Raw genomic sequence first — 23,049 nt, 5'->3', positions numbered from 1 at the left:
GATCAGAGAAACCGAGGTGATGCTATCGCAGGCAAGCCAGCTCCCACATTGACCGCGTTTATAGATGAGATTCGGCGTATTCAGCCAAGATCGAACGTGGAACACCCTGCAGCGCAATGTGCACGCCGTTCGGGAAGTCCTTGAAGCGTTCCGTCAGGTAGGTCAGCCCGGAGCTGGTCGCGGACAGGTAAGGGGTGTCGATCTGTGCCAGGTTGCCCAGGCACACCACTTTGGAACCAGCGCCGGCACGGGTGATGATGGTTTTCATCTGGTGCGGGGTGAGGTTCTGGCATTCATCGATCAAGATCAGGCTTTGCTGGAAGCTGCGACCCCGGATGTAGTTGAGGGATTTGAACTGCAACGGCACTTTGCTGAGGATGTAGTCGACGCTGCCATGGGTGTTTTCGTCATCCATGTGCAAGGCTTCGAGGTTGTCGGTAATCGCCCCCAGCCACGGCTCCATTTTTTCCGCCTCGGTGCCGGGCAGGAAGCCGATTTCCTGGTCCAGGCCCTGCACGCTGCGGGTGGCGATGATGCGGCGATAGCGCTTGGTCACCATGGTCTGCTCGATGGCGGCAGCCAGGGCGAGAATGGTTTTACCGGAACCGGCGGCACCGGTCAGGTTGACCAGGTGGATGTCCGGGTCGAGCAGCGCGTACAGCGCCAGGCTCTGGTAGATGTCACGCGGTTTCAGGCCCCAGGCTTCCTGGTGCAACAGGGGTTCCTGATGCAGGTCGAGGATCAGCAGCTTGTCGACCTGGATCTCTTTGATCCAGCCCACGAAGCCCTGTTCATCGACGATGAATTCATTGATATGCACCGCTGGCAGGTTGTCGATCAGTTGCACCTGGTGCCAGGTGCGGCCATGGTCCTGGCGGGTTTCAACCTTGCTGACACGGTCCCAGAACGAGCCGGTCATCATGTGATAACCACGGGACAGCATCGACACGTCATCGACCAGTTGGTCGGTGCTGTAGTCCTCGGCCGCGATCCCACACGCACGGGCCTTGAGGCGCATATTGATGTCTTTGGTCACCAGCACCACGCGCAGGTCCTTGTCACGCGCGTGCAGGTCGATCAATTGGTTGATGATCTTGTTGTCGTTGAGGTTTTCCGGCAGCAGGCTGTTGGGCTCGCTGCGCTTGCTCATCAGGATCGACAGCAAGCCCTTGGGCCCGCTTTTGCCACGCTGGATCGGTACGCCCACCTCGACGTCTTCCGGCGACGCTTCGCCCAGCGTCTTGTCGATCAGGCGGATGGCCTGGCGGCATTCGGCGGCAACGCTGTGGTGCCCGCTTTTGAGTTTGTCGAGTTCCTCAAGCACGATCATCGGGATAGCGACGTGGTGTTCTTCGAAGTTGAGCAGTGCGTTTGGATCGTGGATCAATACGTTGGTATCAAGCACATAAAGGATTGGCTGGTCGGAAGAAGGGGTGCGTCCATGATCATCCATACTCGGTCACCTTTTGTGGGAGCCAGTCGACGCAATACCTGGGCGGTGCTGCGCCTCGATTCGACCACCGAATGCACCTGAGGGACGTCAAGTGCATGCCCACATGAGGAGTCTGGAAAGACGCCACCTGTGTTGCAGGTTTCGGCGATCTGACTTCGTAATACCGCAAAACATGTGACAGGAAAAAGCACTTTGACGCTTTTTTGAAGTTTATTTTTCAGGATGACGAATAGCACTAGCCGAGTGCCATGCACCCCGTTAAAGTCGGAAGTCCGCCTGCATCGATTTGTCGCACAAAATCACCCCACAAATGCCCCGAACCCAACAGGGCCGGGCACTTCAGCGAAACGCCTCGCGGCAGTCCTGCCAACCCAAGCCACTCTGTGCCGTCGCCTGCATCAACTGCGGTAAAGCGACCCGCGCCTTGTCCTGGGTGTCGTGAAACACAATCACGCCTTTGCGCCACAGCAGCATCAGCGTCAACACCCGCTGCGCCGACTCATCGGCCTTGAGTTTGCCCGGTTCGTCCTGGGAATCGATGTCCCACAACGCCACCTGCAAGCCCTGGGACTGGAAAAAACCCTGGCTGTCAGCGCGGCGCTGGCCGTACGGCGGGCGGAACAGCGGCACATAGTTTTCCGGCATCAGGTTCTGCGCCAGCGAGGCGCTGCGGGTGATCGAGCTCTGCCAATCGACCCAGTGGCTGTGGGAACGGTACTGCCAGCCCTGGGTGCCCACGCACTGGCCCTGGTACAACGCCTGCACATCGGCGGCGGAACTGCGCTCCACCCGCGTTTGCAGGCTGCTGCCGAGGACAAAGAAGGTGGCGTTCATCTTTTGCTTGCGCAGGTAGTCGGCGAGCCAGTCGGTATTGCCACTGACCGGCGCGGGGCCACCATCAAACGTCAGCAGGAACAGGCGGTCGTTGAATTCATCGCCATTGCGCTCGTGGTCGCCGAAGCGCGCGATTTCGCTGCTGATCTGCGGGAACAGCGCGGCCTTGCGCAGCAGTTCATCCAGATAGCGTTCGTGAAAGACATGGCTGGGCGCGGCCCAACCTATATAGAAAGAATTTTCGCTGACCTCGAACTTGCCGGCCTGCTCGCGCAAGTCGTCCATGTTCTCCACCAGGTAGCAGAACGAGGCGTCCTCCTCGCAGCTCTGCTGGGCGAAGGTGTAGTTCTCCAACAAGCGCTGCCAGAGTTGCCGGCGCAAGTCGTCGATAGCCGCCAGGTTGACGATCTTCAACCCCAGGCGCTGTTTGAGGGCGCTTTCATCCTGGGCTTCGCTGGCCAGCAGGCTGTGGGCGAACATGAGGATTTCTGCGCGCGAGGCCACATCGAACAGCGCCGGGCTGCTGAGCTTTTCGGGCCAGGTGCCACGGTCCAGGCTGGCTACATCCGCCGGGGCGGCCTGGACATTCAGGCATAGCAGGCATGCCGACAATAAAAGCGCTATTCGCACGCAGGGTCTTCCTTTCCAGAGTTACCGCCCATCATAGCGGATCATGCCTATCGCCATCATAGGTGGAGTCAAACCGCCCAACCCCCTAGAATCCCCGCACGATTTAAGGAGACGACTTCATGCTGACGGTGATTTCCCCCGCCAAGACCCTCGATTTCGAGACCGCGCCTGCCACCGAGCGCTTTACCCAGCCGCAGTACCTGGACCATTCGCAGGCGCTGATCGAGCAACTGCGCGAACTCAGCCCGGCGCAAATCAGCGAGCTGATGCACGTCTCCGACAAGATCGGCGGCCTCAACGCTGCGCGCTTCGGCAGCTGGACCCCAGCCTTCACCCCGGCCAACGCCAAGCAGGCGCTGCTGGCGTTCAAGGGCGACGTGTACACCGGCCTGAACGCCCAGACCTTCAGCGACGCCGACTTCACCTACGCCCAGGACCACCTGCGCATGCTCTCGGGCCTCTACGGCCTGCTGCGCCCCCTGGACCTGATGATGCCGTACCGCCTGGAAATGGGCACCAAGCTGGCCAACGCCCGTGGCAAGGACCTCTACGCCTTCTGGGGCACGCGCATCAGCGAATGGCTGAACGAAGCCCTGGCCGAGCAAGGTGACGACGTGTTGCTGAACCTGGCGTCCAACGAGTACTTCTCGGCGGTCAAGCGCACGGCCCTGAACGCGCGGATCATCAACACCGAGTTCAAGGACCTGAAGAACGGCCAATACAAGATCATCAGCTTCTACGCCAAGAAGGCCCGGGGCATGATGAGCCGCTTTGTGATTGAAGAACGCATCAACGACCCGGCCAAGCTGAAAGAATTCGACGTGCAGGGTTATCGCTTCAATGCGGAGCAGTCCAAGCCGGACAAGCTGGTGTTTTTGCGCGATCACGCACCGGAATAAAGCTCTCAAAAGCACAGATATTCCAATGTGGGAGCTGGCTTGCCTGCGATAGCGGTGTATCAGTAGTAGAAATGCTGGCTGATCCACCGCTATCGCAGGCAAGCCAGCTCCCACATTTTTGCCTGCATTTCACCGCCGAAATAGTCATTATTTTGGCGTCAAAAAACATTTTGACGTACTCCTAACAATTCTTTCACTCGACATTCGTCATTTTTTTTCGTAGTGGCACCACTTTTTTCAAACACTAGTGGCACAAAACTATCCCCGCGCACCAACTCCCCATAACGACTGGCCCAAATAGCAAGTGCTATCAATATAGTACTAGTGCCATCTTTACTAATATTTCAAGAAATTTCTGGAAACAGGATGAGCGGGCTGGAACTTCGTCAAAATGGACGGCTCATACCACCGGTAACGAAATTCTCTGTTTCTGTAGGAGATAACTTACACAGCGATCCAAGGAAGTAGCAAAGTTGCCCCCGCAACTTTGACTCATGGGTCACATCATCAACTGATATGAGTTGAGGGCAGCGATAAGGATTAATTGCTAACCCCTATAGGCCAAGGCAGCGCTTACCCAAATGTGTCAGTGATGACACCCAAGGTATTGATATTTAAGGGCCTAACGCCTCTATCAAGACCCTGCGGCACTGGCGCCGAACCCTTCCCCCAGGAAGGCCGGCTGCATTTGAGGGCAAGCCCCAATAACAAGGCCAAGTTGCGCACAACTTGAGTGCAATAGTTAGTCACTCGTTATTCAACATGCCTGTACACGGTAAGTCGGCGTCTATTCGCCCAACTTTCGTGGCATCAGTGACGCTTGCAAACATGAACTCCGGCCAATTATTGGCATGAATATTAAAGAGGTAAATGCGATGCGCATCAGCATATTTGGTCTCGGTTACGTTGGCGCAGTGTGTGCCGGTTGCCTGTCTGCCCGTGGCCACGAAGTGGTCGGCGTAGACATCTCCAAGGACAAGATCGACCTGATCAATGCAGGCAAATCGCCGATCGTTGAACCAGGTCTGGGTGAACTGTTGAGCCAGGGTATTGCCACCGGCCGACTGCGCGGCACCACCAACTTCGCCGACGCCATCCGCGATACCGACCTGTCGATGATCTGCGTCGGTACGCCGAGCAAGAAAAACGGCGACCTGGAACTAGACTACATCGAAGCCGTGTGCCGCGAGATCGGTTTTGTCCTGCGTGACAAGACCACCCGCCACACCGTCGTGGTGCGCAGCACCGTGCTGCCCGGCACCGTGGCCAACGTGGTGATCCCGATCCTCGAAGACTGCTCCGGCAAGAAAGCCGGCGTCGACTTCGGTGTGGCGGTCAACCCGGAATTCCTGCGCGAATCCACCGCCATCGCCGACTACGACCTGCCACCGATGACCGTCATCGGCGAGTTCGACAAGGCCTCCGGCGATGTCCTGCAGTCGCTGTACGAAGAACTCGACGCGCCGATCATCCGCAAGGACATCGCCGTCGCCGAAATGATCAAGTACACCTGCAACGTGTGGCACGCCACCAAGGTCACTTTTGCCAACGAGATCGGCAACATCGCCAAGGCCGTCGGCGTCGATGGCCGTGAAGTGATGGAAGTGGTGTGCCAGGACAAGACCCTCAACCTGTCCCAGTACTACATGCGCCCAGGCTTCGCCTTCGGCGGTTCGTGCCTGCCCAAAGACGTGCGTGCCCTCACCTACCGCGCCAGCTCCCTGGACGTGGAAGCGCCGCTGCTCAACTCGCTGATGCGCAGCAACGAGTCCCAGGTGCAAAACGCCTTCGACATCGTCAACAGCCACGACAAGCGCAAAGTCGCCCTGCTGGGCCTGAGCTTCAAGGCCGGCACCGATGACCTGCGCGAAAGCCCGCTGGTGGAGCTGGCCGAGATGCTGATCGGCAAGGGTTTCGACCTGAGCATCTACGACAGCAACGTCGAGTACGCCCGTGTCCACGGCGCGAACAAGGACTACATCGAAGGCAAGATCCCCCATGTGTCGTCCCTGCTCAACTCGGACTTCGATGACGTGATCAACAACTCCGACGTGATCATCCTCGGCAACCGTGACGAGAAATTCCGCGCCCTGGCGCAGAACGCCCCGCACGGCAAGCAAGTGATCGACCTGGTGGGCTTCATGTCCAAGGCCACCTGCACCACCGGCCGCACCGAAGGCATTTGCTGGTAACAGAAGAGTAGCGGCAAGTTTCGAGCCGCAAGCCGCAAGTAAAAGCATTTCCACATGCAGCTTGCGGCTTGCAACTTGCCGCTTTCATCACCTTCGGATGACGCTTATGTCCAAGTTAAAACATGTACTGCTGCAATCCGCCGGCTGGCTGTTCTTTCTCAGCCTGCTGATGGGACTCGCCCTGCTGTTGCCGGCGAGTACGTTCGACTCGGAGTCGAAGAATTTTATTTTCCTGATTGGCGCCGTCGGCATCTGGCGCTACTCGATGGGTGCTACGCATTTCTTTCGCGGCATGCTGTTCCTGTACGTGGTCTACCCGCACCTGCGCCGTAAAGTGCGCAAGCTGGGCAAGGCCGCCGACCCGTCCCATGTGTTCCTGATGGTCACCAGTTTCCGTATCGATGCGCTGACCACCGCGCAGGTCTACAGCTCGGTGATCCGCGAAGCCATCGAATGCGGCTTCCCCACCACCGTGGTCTGCTCGCTGGTGGAAATGTCCGATGAGCTGCTGGTGAAAAGCCTCTGGGAACGCATGAATCCGCCAGAGCACGTGAAGCTCGACTTCGTGCGTATCGCCGGCACCGGCAAGCGCGACGGCCTGGCCTTCGGCTTCCGTGCGATCTCCCGCCACTTGCCGGATGACCGCGCCGTGGTTGCCGTGATCGATGGCGACACCGTGCTCGCCGAAGGCGTCGTGCGCAAGACCGTGCCGTGGTTCCAGCTGTTCGGCAATGTCGGCGGCCTGACCACCAACGAATTCTGCGAAGTGCGCGGCGGCTACATCATGAGCGAGTGGCACAAGCTGCGCTTTGCCCAACGCCACATCAACATGTGCTCCATGGCCCTGTCCAAGCGCGTGCTGACCATGACCGGGCGCATGTCGGTATTCCGCGCCAGCGTGGTCACCGACCCGGACTTCATCGCCGACGTCGAAAGCGACTCGCTGCAACACTGGCGCCTGGGCCGCTTCAAGTTCCTGACCGGCGACGACAAGTCCAGCTGGTTCAGCCTGATGCGCCTGGGCTACGACACCTTCTACGTGCCCGACGCCGCGATCAACACCGTGGAACACCCGCCGGAAAAAAGCTTTATCAAGGCCAGCCGCAAACTGATGTTCCGCTGGTACGGCAACAACCTGCGCCAGAACTCCCGCGCCCTCGGCCTGGGTGTGCGTCGCCTGGGCCTGTTCACCAGCGTGGTGCTGTTCGACCAGCGCGTGTCGATGTGGACCTCCCTGCTCGGCCTGACCGTGGCGATCATCGCCACCTTCAAATACGGCGGCGCCTTCATCCTCGCGTACCTGCTGTGGATCGGCATCACCCGCCTGATCCTCACCCTGTTGCTGTCGTGCTCCGGTCACAAGATCGGCCCGGCGTACCCGGTGATTCTCTATTACAACCAGATCATGGGCGCGCTGGTGAAGATCTACGTGTTCTTCCGCCTTGATCAACAGTCCTGGACCCGCCAGGACACCAAACTGACCCGCGATTTGGCCAGCTTTCAACGTTGGTTCAACACCTGGTCGTCTCGGACCATGACCTTCTCCGCCGGCAGCATTTTCGTCGCCGTGTTGCTGATGATGGTCTGACCCTGCCAAGCCTGAATTAACTAGGAACTACACACCATGAATAGCCAAGCAAACGTCAACGTTGTCCACGAATCCGAAGCCCAGCGCCAACATGCGCGGGTCAAAATCCCGGCCAAGCTGCGCTTCTTCGGCAATGACGGCAAACCCACCGAAGCGCGGGTGATCGACCTGTCCGCCGGTGGCCTGGCGTTCACCGCCACCCAGCCGCTGAACGTCGGCGAAGTGCACAAGGGCCGCCTGCAATTCGTGATCGATAACCTGGGCCTGGCGATGGACGTGGAGTTGCAAATCCGCTCCCACGACCGCCAGAGCGGCCGCACCGGTTGCCAGTTCCAGAACCTGGAGCAGCAGGACATTTCCACCCTGCGCCACCTGATCACGTCGCACTTGTCCGGTGACATTGTGTCGATGGGCGAGGTATTGGCGACCCTGCAACGCGACAACTTCACCAAGGCGCGCAAGGTCAAGGACAGCGGCAGCGGCATGACCGCCTTCGGTCGCCTGCGTGCCGTGGTGTTCAGCGCGGGGATCTTCATCGTCGGCCTCGCCGCGTTTGGTTTCGTCTTCAAGTCGGTGTACGGCATGTACTTCGTCAGCCACGCCCAGGCCGGTCTGGTCAGCGTGCCCGGCATGAACGTGACCATGCCCCGCGACGGCACCGTGCAAAGCCTGCTCAAAGGTGACGCAATCGCCGCCAAAGGCGCGCCGCTGGCGACCTTCAGCACCAGCATGCTGGATGTGCTCAAGGGCCACCTGGACGAAGACCAGTTGCAACCGGCCAAGGTTGAAGAACTGTTCGGCAAGCAAATGACCGGCACCCTGACCTCGCCGTGCGATTGCGTGGTGGCCCAGCAAATGGTCGCCGACGGCCAATACGCCAACAAAGGCGACGTGATCTTCCAACTGGTGCCGCGTGGCAGCCAGGCCAACGTGGAAGCGCGCTTCACCTATCGCCAGTTCGCCGACGTGCGTCCAGGCACCCAGGTGAGCTTCCAGGTCGCCGACGAAGAACAGACCCGCACCGGCACCATCGTCAGCAGCACCAGCCTGAACAGCGCCGACCTGTCCTCCGACATCCGCGTGCAGATCAAGCCTGATGCGCCGCTGGACAGCACCTACGCCGGCCGCCCGGTGGAAGTGACCAGCGACCGCGGCCCGTCGCTGAACTGGCTGATCGACAAAGCCATGGCCAACGGTCTGTAAGCAGAGGACATGCCTGTGAACCCTATTTCAACAACAACACCGGCCAATGTGGGAGCCGGGCTTGCCCGCGATGGCGGTGGTGAATTCAAAACCGTCATCGCAGGCAAGCCAGCTCCCACCCAGAGCAGAGCGCACTTCGCTTCAGCCTACTGCGCGCTGGCACTGGCAATCTCTTTGACCGGTTGCACCGGCCTGCCCGACCAACGCCTGGCCAACGAAGCCCTGAAACGCGGCGACACCGTCACCGCCCAGCAGAATTACCAGCAACTGGCCGACCTGGGCTACAGCGAGGCCCAAGTCGGCCTGGCTGATATCCAGGTGGGCACCCGCGACCCGGCGCAGATCAAACAGGCCGAAGCCACCTACCGCGCAGCGGCCGATACCTCGCCGCGCGCCCAGGCCCGTCTCGGTCGCCTGCTAGTGGCCAAGCCCGGCAGCACCGAAGCCGAACACCGCGAAGCCGAAGGCCTGTTGAAAAAAGCCTTTGCCAATGGCGAAGGCAACACCCTGATCCCGCTGGCGATGCTGTACCTGCAATACCCCCACAGTTTCCCGGACGTGAATGCCCAGCAGCAGATCAGCAAATGGCAGGCCGCCGGTTACCCGGAAGCCGGCCTGGCCCAGGTGCTGCTGTATCGCACCCAAGGCACGTACGACCAGCATTTGGCTGATGTAGAGCGCATCTGCAAAGCCGCGCTGAACACCACAGACATCTGCTACGTCGAGCTGGCCACGGTCTACCAGAAACAAGCCGCGCCCGAGAAACAAGCCGAGCTGCTCAAGCAAATGGAAGCCGGTTACAGCCGTGGCACCGTCACTGCACAGCGTGTCGACAGCGTCGCCCGTGTACTCGGTGATGCCAGCCTCGGTACCCCGGACGAAAAAACCGCCCAGGCTCTGCTGGAAAAAATCGCCCCCGGCTACCCGGCGTCCTGGGTCAGCCTGGCGCAACTGCTCTACGACTTCCCCGAACTGGGCGACGTGGACCAGATGATGAAGTACCTGGAAAACGGCCGCGCCGCCGACCAGCCGCGCGCCGAGCTGTTGCTGGGCAAGCTCTACTACGAAGGCAAGTGGGTGCCGGCCGACGCCAAGGCCGCCGAAGCGCATTTCCAGAAAGCCCAGGGCAAGGAAGTCGCCGCCGATTACTACCTCGGCCAGATCTACCGCCGTGGCTACCTCGGCCAGGTCTACTCGCAAAAAGCCCTGGACCACCTGCTGACCGCTGCGCGCAACGGCCAGAACAGCGCCGACTTCGCCATCGCGCAATTGTTTTCCCAAGGCAAGGGCACCAAGCCCGACCCATTGAACGCCTATGTCTTCAGCCAGTTGGCCAAAGCCCAGGACACACCGGAAGCCAACGACTTGGCCACCCAGCTAGAAGCCCCATTGACGCCGGAACAACGCGCCCAAGGCCAACGCCTGGTGCAACAGGAACTGGCGACTCGCGGCACCCTGGCCCAGAGCACGTTGCAACTGCACGCCCTGGAAGAAGACGACGGCGAGGAATCCCTATGAAGCTCAACCCATTCGTCAAGGCCGGCATCGGCCTGACCTTCGCCCTGCTGTGGTCGTGCCCGACCCTGGCCGCACTCACCGAAGCGAAGAACTTCGGCCTCGAAGTGAAAATCACCGGCCAGTCCGAAGACGACCGTGACCTCGGCACGCAGAAAGGCGGCGACGTCAACGGCATCGGCCTCGACGTGCGCCCATGGGTCTACGGCGAAAGCGGCGCGTGGAGCGCCTACGCCATGGGCCAGGCCGTGGCCTCCAGCGACATCATCGAGACCGACACCCTGCAACAGTCCGCCGATGACGAGAACCAGCAGACCAGCAACAACGACCGCAAGACCAAGAAAAACTACTTGGCCCTGCGCGAGTTCTGGGTCGGCTACAGCGGCTTCACGCCCTACCCTGGCGAGATCCTCAAGCTCGGCCGCCAACGCCTGCGCAATGACGACGGCCAGTGGCGCGACACCAATATCGAAGCGCTGAACTGGACCTTCGACACCACCCTGCTGAAAGCCAATGTGGGCGTCGCCGAACGCTTCAGCGAATACCGCACCGACCTCAAGGAACTGGCGCCCGTCGACAAAGACCGCCAGCACCTCTACGCCGACGCCGCCTACCAGTGGACGCCCGGCCAGTGGATCGGCCTGCGCGGTCACCACACCCATGACAACGGCAAGCTCGACTACCCGCAGCCGGGCGTGGCCACCGACTCGCTGGACAAGCGCGAGAACGGCGACCTGACCTGGCTCGGCATCGAAGCCAACAGCGACGCCTACAACTGGCGCAACACCAACACTGTCAACTACTGGGCCAGCCTCACCGGCATGCGCGGTGACCGCGACAAGGTCAACGCCTTGCAGGCCGACGGTTCGAGCCCCGCCCAAGCCAAGCGCAGCGATGACTTGAGCGGCTGGGCCACCGACATCGGTATCCGCCTGCGCCTCGACCCGCAGTGGCAAGTCGGCGCCGCCTACTCCCGTGCGAGCGCCGAGTACGAGCAGAACGGCCTGCAAAGCAACCGCTCGAACTGGACCGGCACCCAGTCCCGCGTGCATCGCTTCGGCGAAGCGTTTCGCGGCGAGATGAACAACATGCAGTCCATGAGCCTGTTCGGTTCGTGGCAGCTGCGCGAGGACTACGACGCCAGCCTGGTCTATCACAAGTTCTGGCGCGTGGACGGCAACAAACCGGTGGGCAGCAACGGCATCGATGCGGTGCAGAACAACACCGACGACGTGACCGGCGCGATTGTCTCCAGCACGTCCTTGCCGCTGGCAGACGGCAAGAAAGACCTTGGCCAAGAGATGGACCTGGTGGTCACCAAGTACTTCAAGAAGGGCCTGTTGCCCGCCGCCCTCAGCCAGTCCATCGACGAGCCGTCGGCCCTGGTGCGTTTCCGCGCCGGTGTATTCAAGCCGGGCGACGCCTACGGCAGCCAAGTCGATTCCTACATGCACCGCGCCTTTGTTGATGTGGTGTGGAAATTCTGATGGGAGCCTGCGCGATGAAACCTCATACGTTGCTGGTCGCTGCGATGCTGATGGCCAACGCCACAGCCTTCGCCGACACCACGCAGCCGGTCAAGGCGCCGACCATCGCCAAAGGGCTGCAACAAGCCAAGACCTACACCATTTCCAGCCCGCCGACGGCGCCGCTGGAAATGGCCAAGCCGGCCTTGCCTGACCTGTCGGGCTACACCGCTGCGGCGATGGAAAAAAAGATCGTGCGCACCAAACAGGGCAAGACCAGCATCCGCCGCATGATGCAGGAAGACGCCCTCAAGGACTTTATCGGCGGTGACAACAAGATGGCCGAATGGGTGGTGCGCCAACACGGCATTCCCCAGGCGATCTTTGTCGACGACGGCTACATGAACCTCAAGGACCTGCTCGGCAAAGTGCCCAAGCAGTACTTCAGCGAGACCTCGCCGGGTGTGTTCCTCGCCAAGCTGCCGATTGTGGTCGGGCGCAAGGGCATCCTCGATATCGACGGCAAGACCCAGGAGTTGCGCCTGTCCCAGGAAGCCGGCTCGTTCCTGATCAACGACGGCCAACTGTTTGTGCGTGACACCAAAGTCACTGGCTGGAGCGAAAAAACCAACGGCCCGGCGCTGTTCAAATCGCCGAAGGAATTCCGCCCGTTCCTGCTGGCCTGGGGCGGCACCGAGACCTATATCTCCAAGACCAAGATGGCCAGCTTTGGCTACGCCAACAGCAAGTCCTACGGCGTGAGTATTTCCCAGTACACGCCGAACATGGCCAAGGTGCTCAAGCGCTCCGAGCCGACCGGCTGGATCATCGACTCCGAGTTCTCGGACATGTGGTACGGCTTCTACTGCTACGAGACCGAAGGCTTTGTGATCAAGGGCAATACCTACAAAGACAACATCGTCTACGGCATCGACCCCCACGACCGTTCCCACGGCCTGATCATCGCCGACAACACGGTCTACGGGACGAAGAAGAAGCACGGCATCATCATTTCCCGCGAAGTGAACGACAGCTTCATCTTCAACAACCGCAGCTACGACAACAAGCTCTCGGGCCTGGTGCTCGACCGTAACAGCGTCAACAACGTTGTGGCCGACAACGAGTTCTACCGCAACCACACCGACGGCATCACCCTCTATGAGAGCGGCGACAACCTGCTGTGGGGCAACAAGGTGATCGCCAACCGTCGCCACGGCATTCGCGTGCGCAACAGCGTGAACATCAAGCTGTACGAAAACACCTCGATGGCCAACGGCCTGACCGGCCTCTACGGCCACATCAAGGACCTGACCGACACCGACCGCGACATCGCCCTCGACCCGTTTGACGCGAAAGTCTCGCTGATCGTTGTCGGCGGCGAACTCGCGGGCAACGGCAGCGGGCCGCTGTCCATCGACTCGCCGTTGAGCGTGGAGTTGTACCGCGTGTCGATGCTGGCGCCGACCAAATCCAGCGGCATCAGCTTCAACGGTGTGCTGGGTGATCGCCAGGAAGAGATTCTCGACCTGCTGGTGCGCCAGCAGAAAGCCGTGCTGATCGACCCTGTCGAACGCCAGACCGAAATGCAGGACTGAGGATGACCCTTATGCACCCACACATGATCAAACTGCTGAGCCTCTCGGGTCTGACCCTCGGCCTGCTCGCGGCCAGCCAGGGCGTGCGCGCCGATGAAGTACAAGCGCCAAGCTTCAGCGCCGAACCGTGCTGCAGCCTGTGCCCCGCCGCCCACGACGCGAAGAACTACACCACGCGCTACCAGCAGAACTTCACCACCCTGGTGCAAGCCCAGGGCGACTGGCTGTTCCGTACCCAGGAAGACCTGCGCACCGAATTCGACACCACCCCGGCTGGCTACAAACGCATGCAGCAACTGCACGATGCGTTCAAGGCCAAGGGCGTGGAACTGGTGGTGGTCTACCAGCCGACCCGTGGCCTGGTGAACCGCAACAAGCTCAACCCCGAAGAGAAAGCCAAGTTCGATTTCGACAAGGCCCTGGGCAACTACAAGACCATGCTTGGCCGTTTCGCCAAGATGGGCTACGTGGTGCCGGACCTGTCGCCGTTGACCAATGAGCAACTGCCGGATGAGCTGCCGGCCCACGATTTCTACTTCCGTGGCGACCAACACTGGACGCCGTACGGCGCCCAGCGCACGGCAAAAATCGTCGGCGCGAAAGTGCGCGCCATGCCCGAGTTCGCCGATATTCCCAAGCGCGAATTCGAGACCACGCGCTCCGGGCGCATGGGCAAGACCGGCACCCTGCACAACATGGCCGGGCAATTGTGCGGCACCAGCTACGCAATCCAGTACATGGACCAGTTCACCACCGAGCCCAAGGGCGAAGCGGGCGACGGCGACCTGTTCGGCGATTCGGGCAACCCACAGATCACCCTGGTGGGCACCAGCCACAGCGGCAAGAACTACAACTTCGCCGGTTTCCTCGAACAGGAAATCGGTGCCGACATCCTCAACGTCGCCTTCCCCGGCGGTGGCCTGGAAGGCTCGATGATCCAGTACCTGGGCAGCGATGAATTCCAGAAGAGCCCGCCGAAAATCCTTATCTGGGAGTTCTCGCCGCTGTACCGCCTGGACCAGGAGACCATCTACCGCCAGATGATGTCCCTGCTGGACAACGGCTGCGAAGGCAAGCCCGCGCAGATGAGCGCGAGCACTTCGTTGAAACCCGGCAAGAACGAATTGATGGTCAACAGTTCGAACAAAGACCTGCGTAATGCCAATCACCAGGTTGATATCCGCTTCGCCGACCCGTCGGTGAAAACCCTGCAAGCCACCCTCTGGTACATGAACGGGCGCCACGAGGACATCAAGATCGACAAACCCGAGACATCCGATACAGACGGGCGTTTCGCCTTCGAACTGCGCACCGATGAAGACTGGGCCGCGCAGAACCTGCTCGCCGTGGAAGTGCAGGGTCCAGAAAAGGGCACGCAGAAGGTTGAAGCGAAAATTTGCACACGCAACGTATTCCCAGCCGGTGGTCAGCAGACCGCCTCAACTGGGCAATGAGGTTACCTATGCAGAAGTTATTGATCCCCACGTTGCTGGGCCTGGCGATGTTCGCCGGCGCAGTCAACGCCGCCGCGCCACTGCGTCCGCCCCAGGGTTATTTCGCCCCGGTGGAAGCGTTCAAGACCGGCGACTTCAAGAATGACTGCGACGCCATGCCGGCGCCGTACACCGGCTCGCTGCAATTTCGCAGCAAGTACGAAGGTTCGGACAAGGCTCGCGCCACCCTGAACACCCAGTCCGAAAAAGCCTTCCGCGACAGCACTGCTGACATCACCAAGCTGGAAAAAGACACCAGCAAGCGCGTGATGCAGTTCATGCGCGACGGGCGCCCGGAGCAGCTGGAATGCACCTTGAATTGGCTCACCAGCTGGGCCAAGGCCGACGCGTTGATGTCCAAGGACTTCAACCACACCGGCAAGTCCATGCGCAAATGGGCGCTGGGCAGCATGGCGTCGGCCTATGTGCGTTTGAAGTTCTCCGACTCGCACCCGCTGGCCAACCACCAGCAGGAATCGCAGTTGATCGAGGCGTGGTTCAACAAACTCGCCGACCAAGTGGTCAGCGACTGGGACAACCTGCCGCTGGAAAAAACCAACAACCACTCCTACTGGGCCGCGTGGTCGGTGATGGCAACGTCCATCGCCACCAACCGTCGCGACCTGTTTGATTGGGCGGTGAAGGAATACAAGGTCGGTGTGAACCAGGTCGATGACCAGGGCTTCTTGCCGAATGAGTTGAAGCGTCAGCAACGCGCCCTGTCGTACCACAACTACGCCCTGCCGCCGCTGTCGATGATCGCCAGTTTTGCCTTGGTCAACGGTGTGGACCTGCGCCAGGAAAACAACAGCGCGCTCAAGCGCCTGGGTGAAAAAGTGCTGGCTGGGGTGAAAGACCCGGACATCTTCGAGCAGAAGAACGGCAAGGAACAGGACATGAAGGACCTCAAGGAAGACATGAAATATGCCTGGCTTGAGCCGTTCTGCAACCTCTACACCTGCGCGCCGGATGTGATCGAGCGCAAGCATGGGATGCAACCGTTCAAGACCTTCCGCCTGGGGGGTGACCTGACCAAGGTCTACGACCCGGCGCATGAAAAAGGCAACAAAGGCAGCTGATACATAGCTCCAACTGTGTGAACTGGCTTTATGTGGGAGCTGGCTTGCCTGCGATAGCGGTCTGACATTCAACATTGATGTCGACTGACACAAAGCTATCGCAGGCAAGCCAGCTCCCACAGTAAACCAGGTTCCTTCAGTGAAATTGCAATACAGCCCTCCCCCAAAATTGGGTGGGGGGGTTTGGGGGGGCTGCGGCCCTTGACTGTTGGTTAAACATGGAGAGATCGGGATGGTTTTCTCGTCCAATGTGTTCCTGTTTCTGTTCTTGCCGATCTTCCTCGGCTTGTACTACTTGAGCGGGCAACGCTATCGCAACCTGCTGCTGCTGATTGCCAGCTATGTGTTCTACGCCTGGTGGCGAGTGGACTTCCTGGCGCTGTTCGCCGCCGTCACGCTGTGGAACTACTGGATCGGCCTCAAAGTCGGTGCAGCGGGCGTGCGCACCAAGCCGGCCCAGCGCTGGCTGTTGCTCGGCGTGGCCGTCGACCTGTGCATCCTCGGCTACTTCAAATACGCCAACTTCGGCGTCGACAGCATCAACCTGATGATGAAGTCGGCGGGCCTGGAGCCGTTTATCCTCACCCACGTGCTGTTGCCGATCGGGATCTCGTTCTACATCTTCGAGTCCATCAGCTACATCATCGACGTGTATCGCGGCGACACCCCGGCCACGCGCAACCTCATCGACTTTGCGGCGTTCGTGGCGATCTTCCCGCACCTGATCGCCGGCCCGGTCCTGCGTTTTCGCGACCTGGCCGACCAGTTCAACAACCGCACCCACACCCTCGACAAATTCTCCGAGGGCTGCACGCGGTTCATGCAGGGTTTCATCAAAAAGGTGTTCATTGCCGACACCCTCGCGGTGGTGGCCGACCATTGCTTCGCCCTGCAAAACCCGACCACGGGCGATGCCTGGCTTGGCGCGCTGGCCTACACCGCGCAGCTGTACTTCGACTTCTCCGGCTACAGCGACATGGCCATCGGCCTGGGCTTGATGATGGGTTTTCGCTTCATGGAAAACTTCAAGCAGCCGTACATCAGCCAGTCGATTACCGAGTTCTGGCGGCGCTGGCACATCAGCCTGTCCACCTGGCTGCGTGACTACCTGTACATCACGTTGGGCGGCAACCGTAAAGGCACGCTGACCACCTACCGCAACCTGTTCCTGACCATGCTCCTCGGTGGCCTGTGGCACGGCGCGAACATCACTTACATCCTGTGGGGTGCGTGGCACGGCATGTGGCTGGCGATTGAAAAAGCCATCGGCCTGAACACCTCGCCGCGCAGCTTCAACCCAGTGCGTTGGGCGTTCACCTTCCTGCTGGTGGTAGTCGGCTGGGTGATCTTCCGCGCCGAGAACCTGCACGTCGCCGGCCGCATGTATGGCGCGATGTTCAGCTTCAACGAGTGGTCGCTGTCGGAACTCAACCGCGCCAGCCTCACCGGCCTGCAAGTGGCAACCCTGGTGGTGGCGTATGCAACGTTGGCGTTCTTTGGCCTGCGGGATTTCTACCGCGACCATCCGGCCACGCCAAACCCGGCGCGCACCGTACCGGGCTACGCCATGCGTGCCTGTGTGCTGCTGCTGTTCGCGGCGTCGATCCTGAAACTGTCGGCGCAGAGTTTCTCGCCGTTCCTTTACTTCCAATTCTGAGGGAGCCGACATGACCCGTTCATTCCGCGTGCTCTACATCACTGTGTTCCTGGCCATGCTGTTGCTGCTGGGGCTGTGGTCGACGCGCAGTTTCCTGGGCTTCAGCACCAACGCCGACGCGACGGTGCTTAACGGTCGCTGGACCAAGGCCGTCGAGACCCACTACGACGACGAGTTCCCGATCAAACGCATCGGCACCAACCTCTGGGCGGCGCTGGACTACAAGCTGTTCAACGAAGGCCGCCCCGGCGTGGTGCTGGGCCGCGATCACTGGTTGTACAGCGACGAGGAGTTCAACCCCATCGTCAACGAAGACCAGAACCTGCAAGGCAACTACGCGCTGGTCGAGGGCGTGCGCCAGAAGCTCAAGGCCCAAGGCATCCAGTTGGTCATGGCGATTGTCCCGGCCAAGGTGCGCCTCTACCCGGAACACGTCGGTGATGTGAAACCGGCGAGCATCCACGCCAACCTGTACCAGGACTTCCACGCCCGCGTCGCCGCCGACAAGATCCCGGCCCCCGACCTGCTCGGCCCGCTGCAACAGGCCAAGCTGGCTGGCAAGCAAGTGTTCCTGCGCACCGACACCCACTGGACGCCGGACGGCGCCGAGATCGCGGCCAAGCAGTTGGCCAAGGGCATTGCCGAGAAAACCCCGCTGAGCGGCGAGCCGCAGCGCTTTGTCACCGAGGCCGAGAACACCGCGCCGCATAAAGGCGACCTGCGTCTGTTCCTGCCCCTGGACCCGCTGTTCGAAAACCTGATGCCACCGAAAGAACCGCTGGAAAAACGCGTCACGCACCTGGCCGAAACCGGTGGCGACGATGCGCTGTTCAGCAACAGCGACACCCCGGTGGCACTGGTCGGCACCAGCTACAGCGCCAACCCCAACTGGAACTTCGTCGGTGCACTCAAGCAAGCCCTGCACAGCGACGTCATCAACTATTCGGAAGACGGCCACGGCCCGATCCTGCCGATGCTCAGCTACCTGAAAAGCGATGACTTCAAGAACAACCCACCGCAAGTGCTGATCTGGGAATTTCCTGAACGTTATCTGCCCGTGAACAACGAAATCGGTGATGCCGACCCGTCGTGGGTTGCGCAGCTTAAACAAGCCGGTTCGCGCCAACAGAACATGGCTTTGAACACCCCAGTTAAAAACCAAAAATCCGAGACGCCCGACCGGGCGCAAAACTGAAAGAGAGGTAACTCACATGACTTTCACTACAACTCCTCGTCGTCTCGCTAAAACCCTGGCGCTTGCAGCCGGCCTGAGCGTGGTTTCCCTGTCGGCCTTTTCCGGCGATGCGGCCTTGTACGGTCCTGTCGCGCCAAAAGGCTCCAGCTTCGTGCGGGTCTACAACGCCTCGAACCAGGAAGTCAGCGCGACAGTGGGCGCCACCAACCTGAGCGACGTTGCGCCCCTGGCCAGCAGCGATTTCAGCTTCATGCCGGGCGGTGACTACAGCGCCAAGATCGGCAGCCAGACCGTGCCGGTCAAACTCGCCGCCGACCACTACTACACCCTGGTCAACAACGGCAGCGGCCAGCCACAACTGATCGAAGAACCGCCGTTCAAGAACAAGCAGAAATCCCTGGTACGCGTGCAAAACCTGAGTGACAAGGCCCTGACCCTGAAGACCGCCGACGGCAAGACCGATGTGGTCAAGTCGGTGGCCGCCAAGGGCCGTGGCGAGCGTGAGATCAACCCGGTGAAAGTGAGCCTGGCGTTGTATGACGGTGACAAGAAAGTCGGTGATGTGAAGCCGGTTGCGTTGGAACGTGGTGAAGCGGCGGTGCTGTATGTCACAGGCTCCGGTTCGAGCCTGTCGCCAGTCTGGGTGAAACGCCCAGTGTCGACCCGCTGATTAGCTTTTCAACTTGAGGCCCGCCCCTGTGGGGGTGGGCTCTGACCCCAATCGATTCAAGGAGAAACACCCATGATCCCAGTAATCCTTTCCGGTGGTAGCGGCTCACGTCTTTGGCCGCTTTCCCGCAAACAGTTTCCTAAACAATTCCTGGCCCTGACCGGCGAGCACACGCTGTTCCAGCAAACCCTGGAACGCCTGGTGTTCGAAGGCATGGACGCGCCGATTGTGGTCTGCAACAAGGACCACCGCTTCATCGTCAACGAGCAACTGAGCAACCGCAAACTCGACTGCCAGCGCATCCTGATGGAACCGTTCGGCCGCAACACCGCGCCGGCCGTGGCCCTGACCGCGATGATGCTGGTCAACGAAGGCCGCGACGAGCTGATGCTGGTGCTGCCGGCCGACCACGTGATCGACGACCAGAAAGCCCTGCAACGTGCGCTGGCCCTGGCCACCGTGGCCGCCGAGCGCGGTGAGATGGTGCTGTTCGGTGTGCCGGCAACTCGCCCGGAAACCGGCTACGGCTATATCAAGTCCACCGCCGACTCGCTGCTGCCCGAGGGCGTGAGCCGCGTCGAACAGTTCGTGGAAAAACCCAATGAAAAACGTGCGGTCGAGTTCGTCAAAAGCGGCGGGTATTTCTGGAACAGCGGCATGTTCCTGTTCCGCGCCAGCCGCTTCCTCGAAGAGCTGAAAAAGCACGACCCGGACATCTACGACACCTGCCTGCTGACCCTGGAACGCAGCGAACAGGATGCCGACACCGTGTCCTTCGACGAAGCCACCTTCGCCTGCTGTCCGGACAACTCCATCGACTACGCCGTGATGGAAAAAACCCAGCGCGCCTGCGTGGTACCGCTGAGCGCCGGCTGGAGCGACGTGGGTTGCTGGGCCTCGCTGTGGGCGGTCAACGATAAAGACGCCAACGGCAACGTGACCAAGGGCGACGTGGTGATCCAGGACAGCAAGAACTGCATGATCCACGGCAACGGCAAGCTGGTGTCGGTGATCGGCCTGGAAAACATCGTGGTGGTGGAAACCAAGGACGCGATGATGATTGCCCACAAGGACAAGGTTCAGGGCGTCAAGCAGATGGTCAACACCCTCAACGAACAGGGGCGCAGCGAGACCCAGAACCACTGCGAAGTCTATCGTCCGTGGGGCTCCTACGACTCGGTGGACATGGGCGGGCGGTTCCAGGTCAAGCACATCTCGGTCAAGCCGGGTGCGTGCCTGTCGCTGCAAATGCACCACCACCGCGCCGAGCACTGGATCGTAGTCAGCGGCACGGCCGAAGTGACCTGCGACGAGAATGTGTTCCTGCTGTGCGAGAACCAGTCCACCTACATCCCGATTGCCTCGGTGCACCGCCTGCGCAACCCGGGCAAGATCCCGCTGGAGATCATCGAAGTGCAATCGGGCAGCTATCTGGGCGAGGACGACATCGAGCGTTTTGAAGATATCTACGGGCGTTCGACGCCGGTGGAGCGTGGCGTGTCGGTGAAAACCATCGCGCAGTAATACCGCTGTACAAAAAGCCCCCGTCCAGCCCATTGCGTCCCCTATCCGCAGTGGGTTGGGTGGGGGCTTTTTTTTGTGGTGACTGTGAGTGCCTCATCGCAGGCAAGCCAGCTCCCACAGTTAACCGCGTACATCCTTTGGAATGCAGTCGAATGTGGGAGCTGGCTTGCCTGCGATGACGGCCTCCCAATCAACACTTGCCTCAAGCCGCCCAATCCCACCTACGCTTAAGTTAGGATGCTCGTTCCCCATTCGAGGTGGTCTCCATGTTCTTCGGCGTTCTCCTGATCATCACCTGGCTGATCCTGCTGCTGCGCTACCCCGCCAAGGCCTTGCCGGTATCCCTCGCCGCTGCTGTCGGCCTGGGTTTTGTCGCCATCTGGGTGGTCTGGCTGGACAACCGCGAAGCCTCGCAACTGGCACGCCTGGAACTGCGCATCACCTACGCGCCCGAGGAATGTCCGGCTGACCGGCCGCTGAAACTGATCCTCAACAACGGCAACGACGTGCCCCTCACCGAACTGCGGTGGCGCGTCGCGGCCTATGCGCCGGGCGACACCGTCAACCTGGCCGACAACGTCTACGCCGCCCCGCGCTACCGCGGCCCCGGCGAGTTGCAGGCCGGCGCCACCTGGGACGATTGCCTGCCCGCCCCACCGCTGCGCCCCGGCTACCGCCCGCAAACCCTGGAATTTCGCGCCGAGCACCTGCAAGGCAGTTTCTCGGACTGACAAAGGACTGATCCATGCCCAACGTACTTATCACCGGCTGCTCCAGCGGCATCGGCCGCGCCCTGGCTGACGCGTTCAAAGCCGCCGGCTACAGCGTGTGGGCCAGCGCCCGCCGCCCGGAGGATGTCGCCGCCCTTGCCGCTGCGGGCTTCAATGCGGTCGAGCTGGACGTCAACGACAGCGCCGCCTTGCAGCACCTGGCTGAACAGCTGGGCGAACTGGATGTGCTGGTCAACAACGCCGGCTACGGCGCCATGGGCCCGCTGCTCGATGGCGGCACCGAGGCCATGCAGCGCCAGTTCGAAACCAATGTGTTTTCCATCGTCGGCGTGACCCAGGCGCTGTTCCCGGCCCTGCGTCGCAGCAAAGGCCTGGTGGTGAACATCGGCAGCGTTTCCGGGGTATTGGTCACGCCATTTGCCGGGGCCTACTGCGCGTCGAAAGCCGCCGTACATGCATTGAGCGACGCACTGCGCATGGAACTGGCGCCGTTTGGCATTCGCGTGATGGAAGTACAGCCGGGGGCTATCGATACGAGTTTCGCGAAAAACGCCGGCGCCCAGGCCGAGCTGTTGATCAACGAACAATCCCCCTGGTGGCCGTTGCGCGACGGCATCCGCGCGCGCTCCCAGGCTTCGCAGGACAACCCCACCCCGGCGACCAAGTTTGCCGCGCAGGTGCTCAAGGGCGTGCAACAACCCGCGCCGCCGCGCCTGTTGCGTGCCGGGAATGGCAGCCGCGCGCTGCCGTTGATGGCGGCGTTGTTGCCCAAAGGTTTATTGGAGAGTGTCTTGAAGAAGCGCTTTGGCTTGGAACGGAGTTTGTAATGATCGACTACAGCGATTTTTTTGAAGAAGTGATCCAGACCCACGTCGAGATCGAGCAATGGTTCGCCGGCGTCGCGCCGGAGGGCACCTTGCAAAGCCTGCTCGCGCGTTTCTCCCCGGAGTTCAGCATGGTCGCCCCGGCCACCGGAACACGGGTGAATGCCGCCGGGGTCAACGCGTTGTTCACGCGCCTGGGTGGGATGCGGCCGGGGTTGAAAATCACCTTGAGTGAAATGGCCGGGATCGACCGGCATGCGCGTGGGGCGACGGTGACTTACCGTGAGCATCAGGTGGATGACAGCGGCACCCAGACCGACCGCCGCGCCACCGTGGTGTTCGAGAAACAGGCCAGCGGCGCCCTGCTGTGGCGCCATCTGCATGAGACCTTCATCAAGGCCTGATGCGGTTAAACATGTGGGAGCTGGCTTGCCTGCGATGGCGGACTGTCAGTTGCAGCATTTGCCGCTGACCCACCGCTATCGCAGGCAAGCCAGCTCC

General features: G+C 60.8%; 18 protein-coding genes. 16 read left to right on the top strand and 2 right to left on the bottom strand.

Annotated features, from left to right (window positions below; all coding sequences use genetic code 11):
- Positions 1-58: 58 nt before the first annotated feature.
- Entirely contained in the window at positions 59-1,453 is a 1,395-nt protein-coding gene (locus ACU688_RS07420; RefSeq protein ID WP_032877681.1) for a PhoH family protein, read from the bottom strand.
- Between the two features lie 339 nt (positions 1,454-1,792).
- Positions 1,793-2,917, bottom strand: coding sequence for a polysaccharide deacetylase family protein (locus ACU688_RS07415; protein WP_448184215.1), 1,125 nt, complete (start codon positions 2,915-2,917; stop codon positions 1,793-1,795).
- A gap of 119 nt (positions 2,918-3,036) precedes the next feature.
- On the opposite strand from ACU688_RS07415, the gene yaaA reads away from it, so the two are divergent.
- The 16 genes from yaaA (at position 3,037) to ACU688_RS07335 (ending at position 22,952) form a co-directional block, all read left to right on the top strand.
- On the top strand, positions 3,037-3,816 hold the full coding sequence (gene yaaA / locus ACU688_RS07410) for a peroxide stress protein YaaA (protein ID WP_448184214.1): 780 nt from the start codon (positions 3,037-3,039) through the stop codon (positions 3,814-3,816).
- An 875-nt stretch (positions 3,817-4,691) separates the two neighbouring features.
- Complete coding sequence (locus ACU688_RS07405) at positions 4,692-6,008, top strand: nucleotide sugar dehydrogenase (protein WP_448184213.1); 1,317 nt, start codon at positions 4,692-4,694, stop codon at positions 6,006-6,008.
- 106 nt (positions 6,009-6,114) lie between these two features.
- Positions 6,115-7,596, top strand: a complete 1,482-nt coding sequence (gene alg8, locus ACU688_RS07400) for a mannuronan synthase (RefSeq protein ID WP_177414092.1) — start codon at positions 6,115-6,117, stop codon at positions 7,594-7,596.
- Between the two features lie 36 nt (positions 7,597-7,632).
- Positions 7,633-8,799 (top strand): PilZ domain-containing protein, encoded by a 1,167-nt coding sequence (locus ACU688_RS07395; RefSeq protein WP_448184212.1) that lies wholly within the window; start codon positions 7,633-7,635, stop codon positions 8,797-8,799.
- Between the two features lie 9 nt (positions 8,800-8,808).
- Complete coding sequence (algK, locus tag ACU688_RS07390; protein ID WP_448184211.1) at positions 8,809-10,317, top strand: alginate biosynthesis TPR repeat lipoprotein AlgK; 1,509 nt, start codon at positions 8,809-8,811, stop codon at positions 10,315-10,317.
- Positions 10,314-11,801, top strand: coding sequence for an alginate export family protein (locus ACU688_RS07385; RefSeq protein WP_448184210.1), 1,488 nt, complete (start codon positions 10,314-10,316; stop codon positions 11,799-11,801). Before algK ends, ACU688_RS07385 begins: the two co-directional genes overlap by 4 nt.
- Entirely contained in the window at positions 11,801-13,375 is a 1,575-nt protein-coding gene (algG, locus tag ACU688_RS07380) for a mannuronan 5-epimerase AlgG (RefSeq protein WP_448184209.1), read from the top strand. The genes ACU688_RS07385 and algG overlap by 1 nt, the downstream gene beginning before the upstream one ends.
- A gap of 11 nt (positions 13,376-13,386) precedes the next feature.
- On the top strand, positions 13,387-14,829 hold the full coding sequence (locus tag ACU688_RS07375) for an alginate O-acetyltransferase (RefSeq protein ID WP_448184208.1): 1,443 nt from the start codon (positions 13,387-13,389) through the stop codon (positions 14,827-14,829).
- A gap of 8 nt (positions 14,830-14,837) precedes the next feature.
- Complete coding sequence (locus ACU688_RS07370) at positions 14,838-15,947, top strand: mannuronate-specific alginate lyase (protein ID WP_448184207.1); 1,110 nt, start codon at positions 14,838-14,840, stop codon at positions 15,945-15,947.
- A gap of 232 nt (positions 15,948-16,179) precedes the next feature.
- Positions 16,180-17,604, top strand: coding sequence for an MBOAT family O-acyltransferase (locus tag ACU688_RS07365; protein WP_017738662.1), 1,425 nt, complete (start codon positions 16,180-16,182; stop codon positions 17,602-17,604).
- Positions 17,605-17,614: 10 nt separating this feature from the next.
- A complete protein-coding gene (locus ACU688_RS07360; RefSeq protein WP_448184206.1) occupies positions 17,615-18,799 on the top strand; it encodes an alginate O-acetyltransferase in 1,185 nt (394 codons plus the stop codon).
- A gap of 16 nt (positions 18,800-18,815) precedes the next feature.
- Positions 18,816-19,469, top strand: a complete 654-nt coding sequence (locus ACU688_RS07355) for an alginate O-acetyltransferase AlgF (RefSeq protein ID WP_448184205.1) — start codon at positions 18,816-18,818, stop codon at positions 19,467-19,469.
- Between the two features lie 72 nt (positions 19,470-19,541).
- Positions 19,542-20,993, top strand: coding sequence for a mannose-1-phosphate guanylyltransferase/mannose-6-phosphate isomerase (locus tag ACU688_RS07350; RefSeq protein ID WP_124527404.1), 1,452 nt, complete (start codon positions 19,542-19,544; stop codon positions 20,991-20,993).
- A gap of 266 nt (positions 20,994-21,259) precedes the next feature.
- Positions 21,260-21,724 carry a hypothetical protein gene (locus ACU688_RS07345; protein WP_017738666.1) on the top strand — a complete coding sequence of 155 codons (465 nt, stop codon included), beginning with the start codon at positions 21,260-21,262 and terminating at the stop codon, positions 21,722-21,724.
- 14 nt (positions 21,725-21,738) lie between these two features.
- Positions 21,739-22,551: an SDR family oxidoreductase gene (locus tag ACU688_RS07340; protein ID WP_448184204.1), complete on the top strand. Its 813-nt coding sequence runs from the start codon at positions 21,739-21,741 to the stop codon at positions 22,549-22,551.
- A complete protein-coding gene (locus ACU688_RS07335) occupies positions 22,551-22,952 on the top strand; it encodes a hypothetical protein (protein WP_017738669.1) in 402 nt (133 codons plus the stop codon). The genes ACU688_RS07340 and ACU688_RS07335 overlap by 1 nt, the downstream gene beginning before the upstream one ends.
- The last annotated feature ends 97 nt before the right edge of the window (positions 22,953-23,049 follow it).

The sequence above is a fragment of the Pseudomonas acericola (SeqCode) genome (genome assembly GCF_053456465.1).
The sequence above is the reverse complement of the archived record's forward strand: the minus strand, read 5'-3'. Positions and strand labels throughout refer to the sequence as shown.

Bases quoted from the DNA above. Each gene is read 5' to 3' on its own strand.
- ACU688_RS07420 (WP_032877681.1), bottom strand. From the start codon at position 1,453: ATGGATGATCATGGACGCACCCCTTCTTCCGACCAGCCAATCCTTTAT.
- yaaA (WP_448184214.1), top strand. From the start codon at position 3,037: ATGCTGACGGTGATTTCCCCCGCCAAGACCCTCGATTTCGAGACCGCG.
- ACU688_RS07405 (WP_448184213.1), top strand. From the start codon at position 4,692: ATGCGCATCAGCATATTTGGTCTCGGTTACGTTGGCGCAGTGTGTGCC.
- alg8 (WP_177414092.1), top strand. From the start codon at position 6,115: ATGTCCAAGTTAAAACATGTACTGCTGCAATCCGCCGGCTGGCTGTTC.
- ACU688_RS07395 (WP_448184212.1), top strand. From the start codon at position 7,633: ATGAATAGCCAAGCAAACGTCAACGTTGTCCACGAATCCGAAGCCCAG.
- algK (WP_448184211.1), top strand. From the start codon at position 8,809: ATGCCTGTGAACCCTATTTCAACAACAACACCGGCCAATGTGGGAGCC.
- ACU688_RS07385 (WP_448184210.1), top strand. From the start codon at position 10,314: ATGAAGCTCAACCCATTCGTCAAGGCCGGCATCGGCCTGACCTTCGCC.
- algG (WP_448184209.1), top strand. From the start codon at position 11,801: ATGGGAGCCTGCGCGATGAAACCTCATACGTTGCTGGTCGCTGCGATG.
- ACU688_RS07375 (WP_448184208.1), top strand. From the start codon at position 13,387: ATGCACCCACACATGATCAAACTGCTGAGCCTCTCGGGTCTGACCCTC.
- ACU688_RS07370 (WP_448184207.1), top strand. From the start codon at position 14,838: ATGCAGAAGTTATTGATCCCCACGTTGCTGGGCCTGGCGATGTTCGCC.
- ACU688_RS07365 (WP_017738662.1), top strand. From the start codon at position 16,180: ATGGTTTTCTCGTCCAATGTGTTCCTGTTTCTGTTCTTGCCGATCTTC.
- ACU688_RS07360 (WP_448184206.1), top strand. From the start codon at position 17,615: ATGACCCGTTCATTCCGCGTGCTCTACATCACTGTGTTCCTGGCCATG.
- ACU688_RS07355 (WP_448184205.1), top strand. From the start codon at position 18,816: ATGACTTTCACTACAACTCCTCGTCGTCTCGCTAAAACCCTGGCGCTT.
- ACU688_RS07350 (WP_124527404.1), top strand. From the start codon at position 19,542: ATGATCCCAGTAATCCTTTCCGGTGGTAGCGGCTCACGTCTTTGGCCG.
- ACU688_RS07345 (WP_017738666.1), top strand. From the start codon at position 21,260: ATGTTCTTCGGCGTTCTCCTGATCATCACCTGGCTGATCCTGCTGCTG.
- ACU688_RS07340 (WP_448184204.1), top strand. From the start codon at position 21,739: ATGCCCAACGTACTTATCACCGGCTGCTCCAGCGGCATCGGCCGCGCC.
- ACU688_RS07335 (WP_017738669.1), top strand. From the start codon at position 22,551: ATGATCGACTACAGCGATTTTTTTGAAGAAGTGATCCAGACCCACGTC.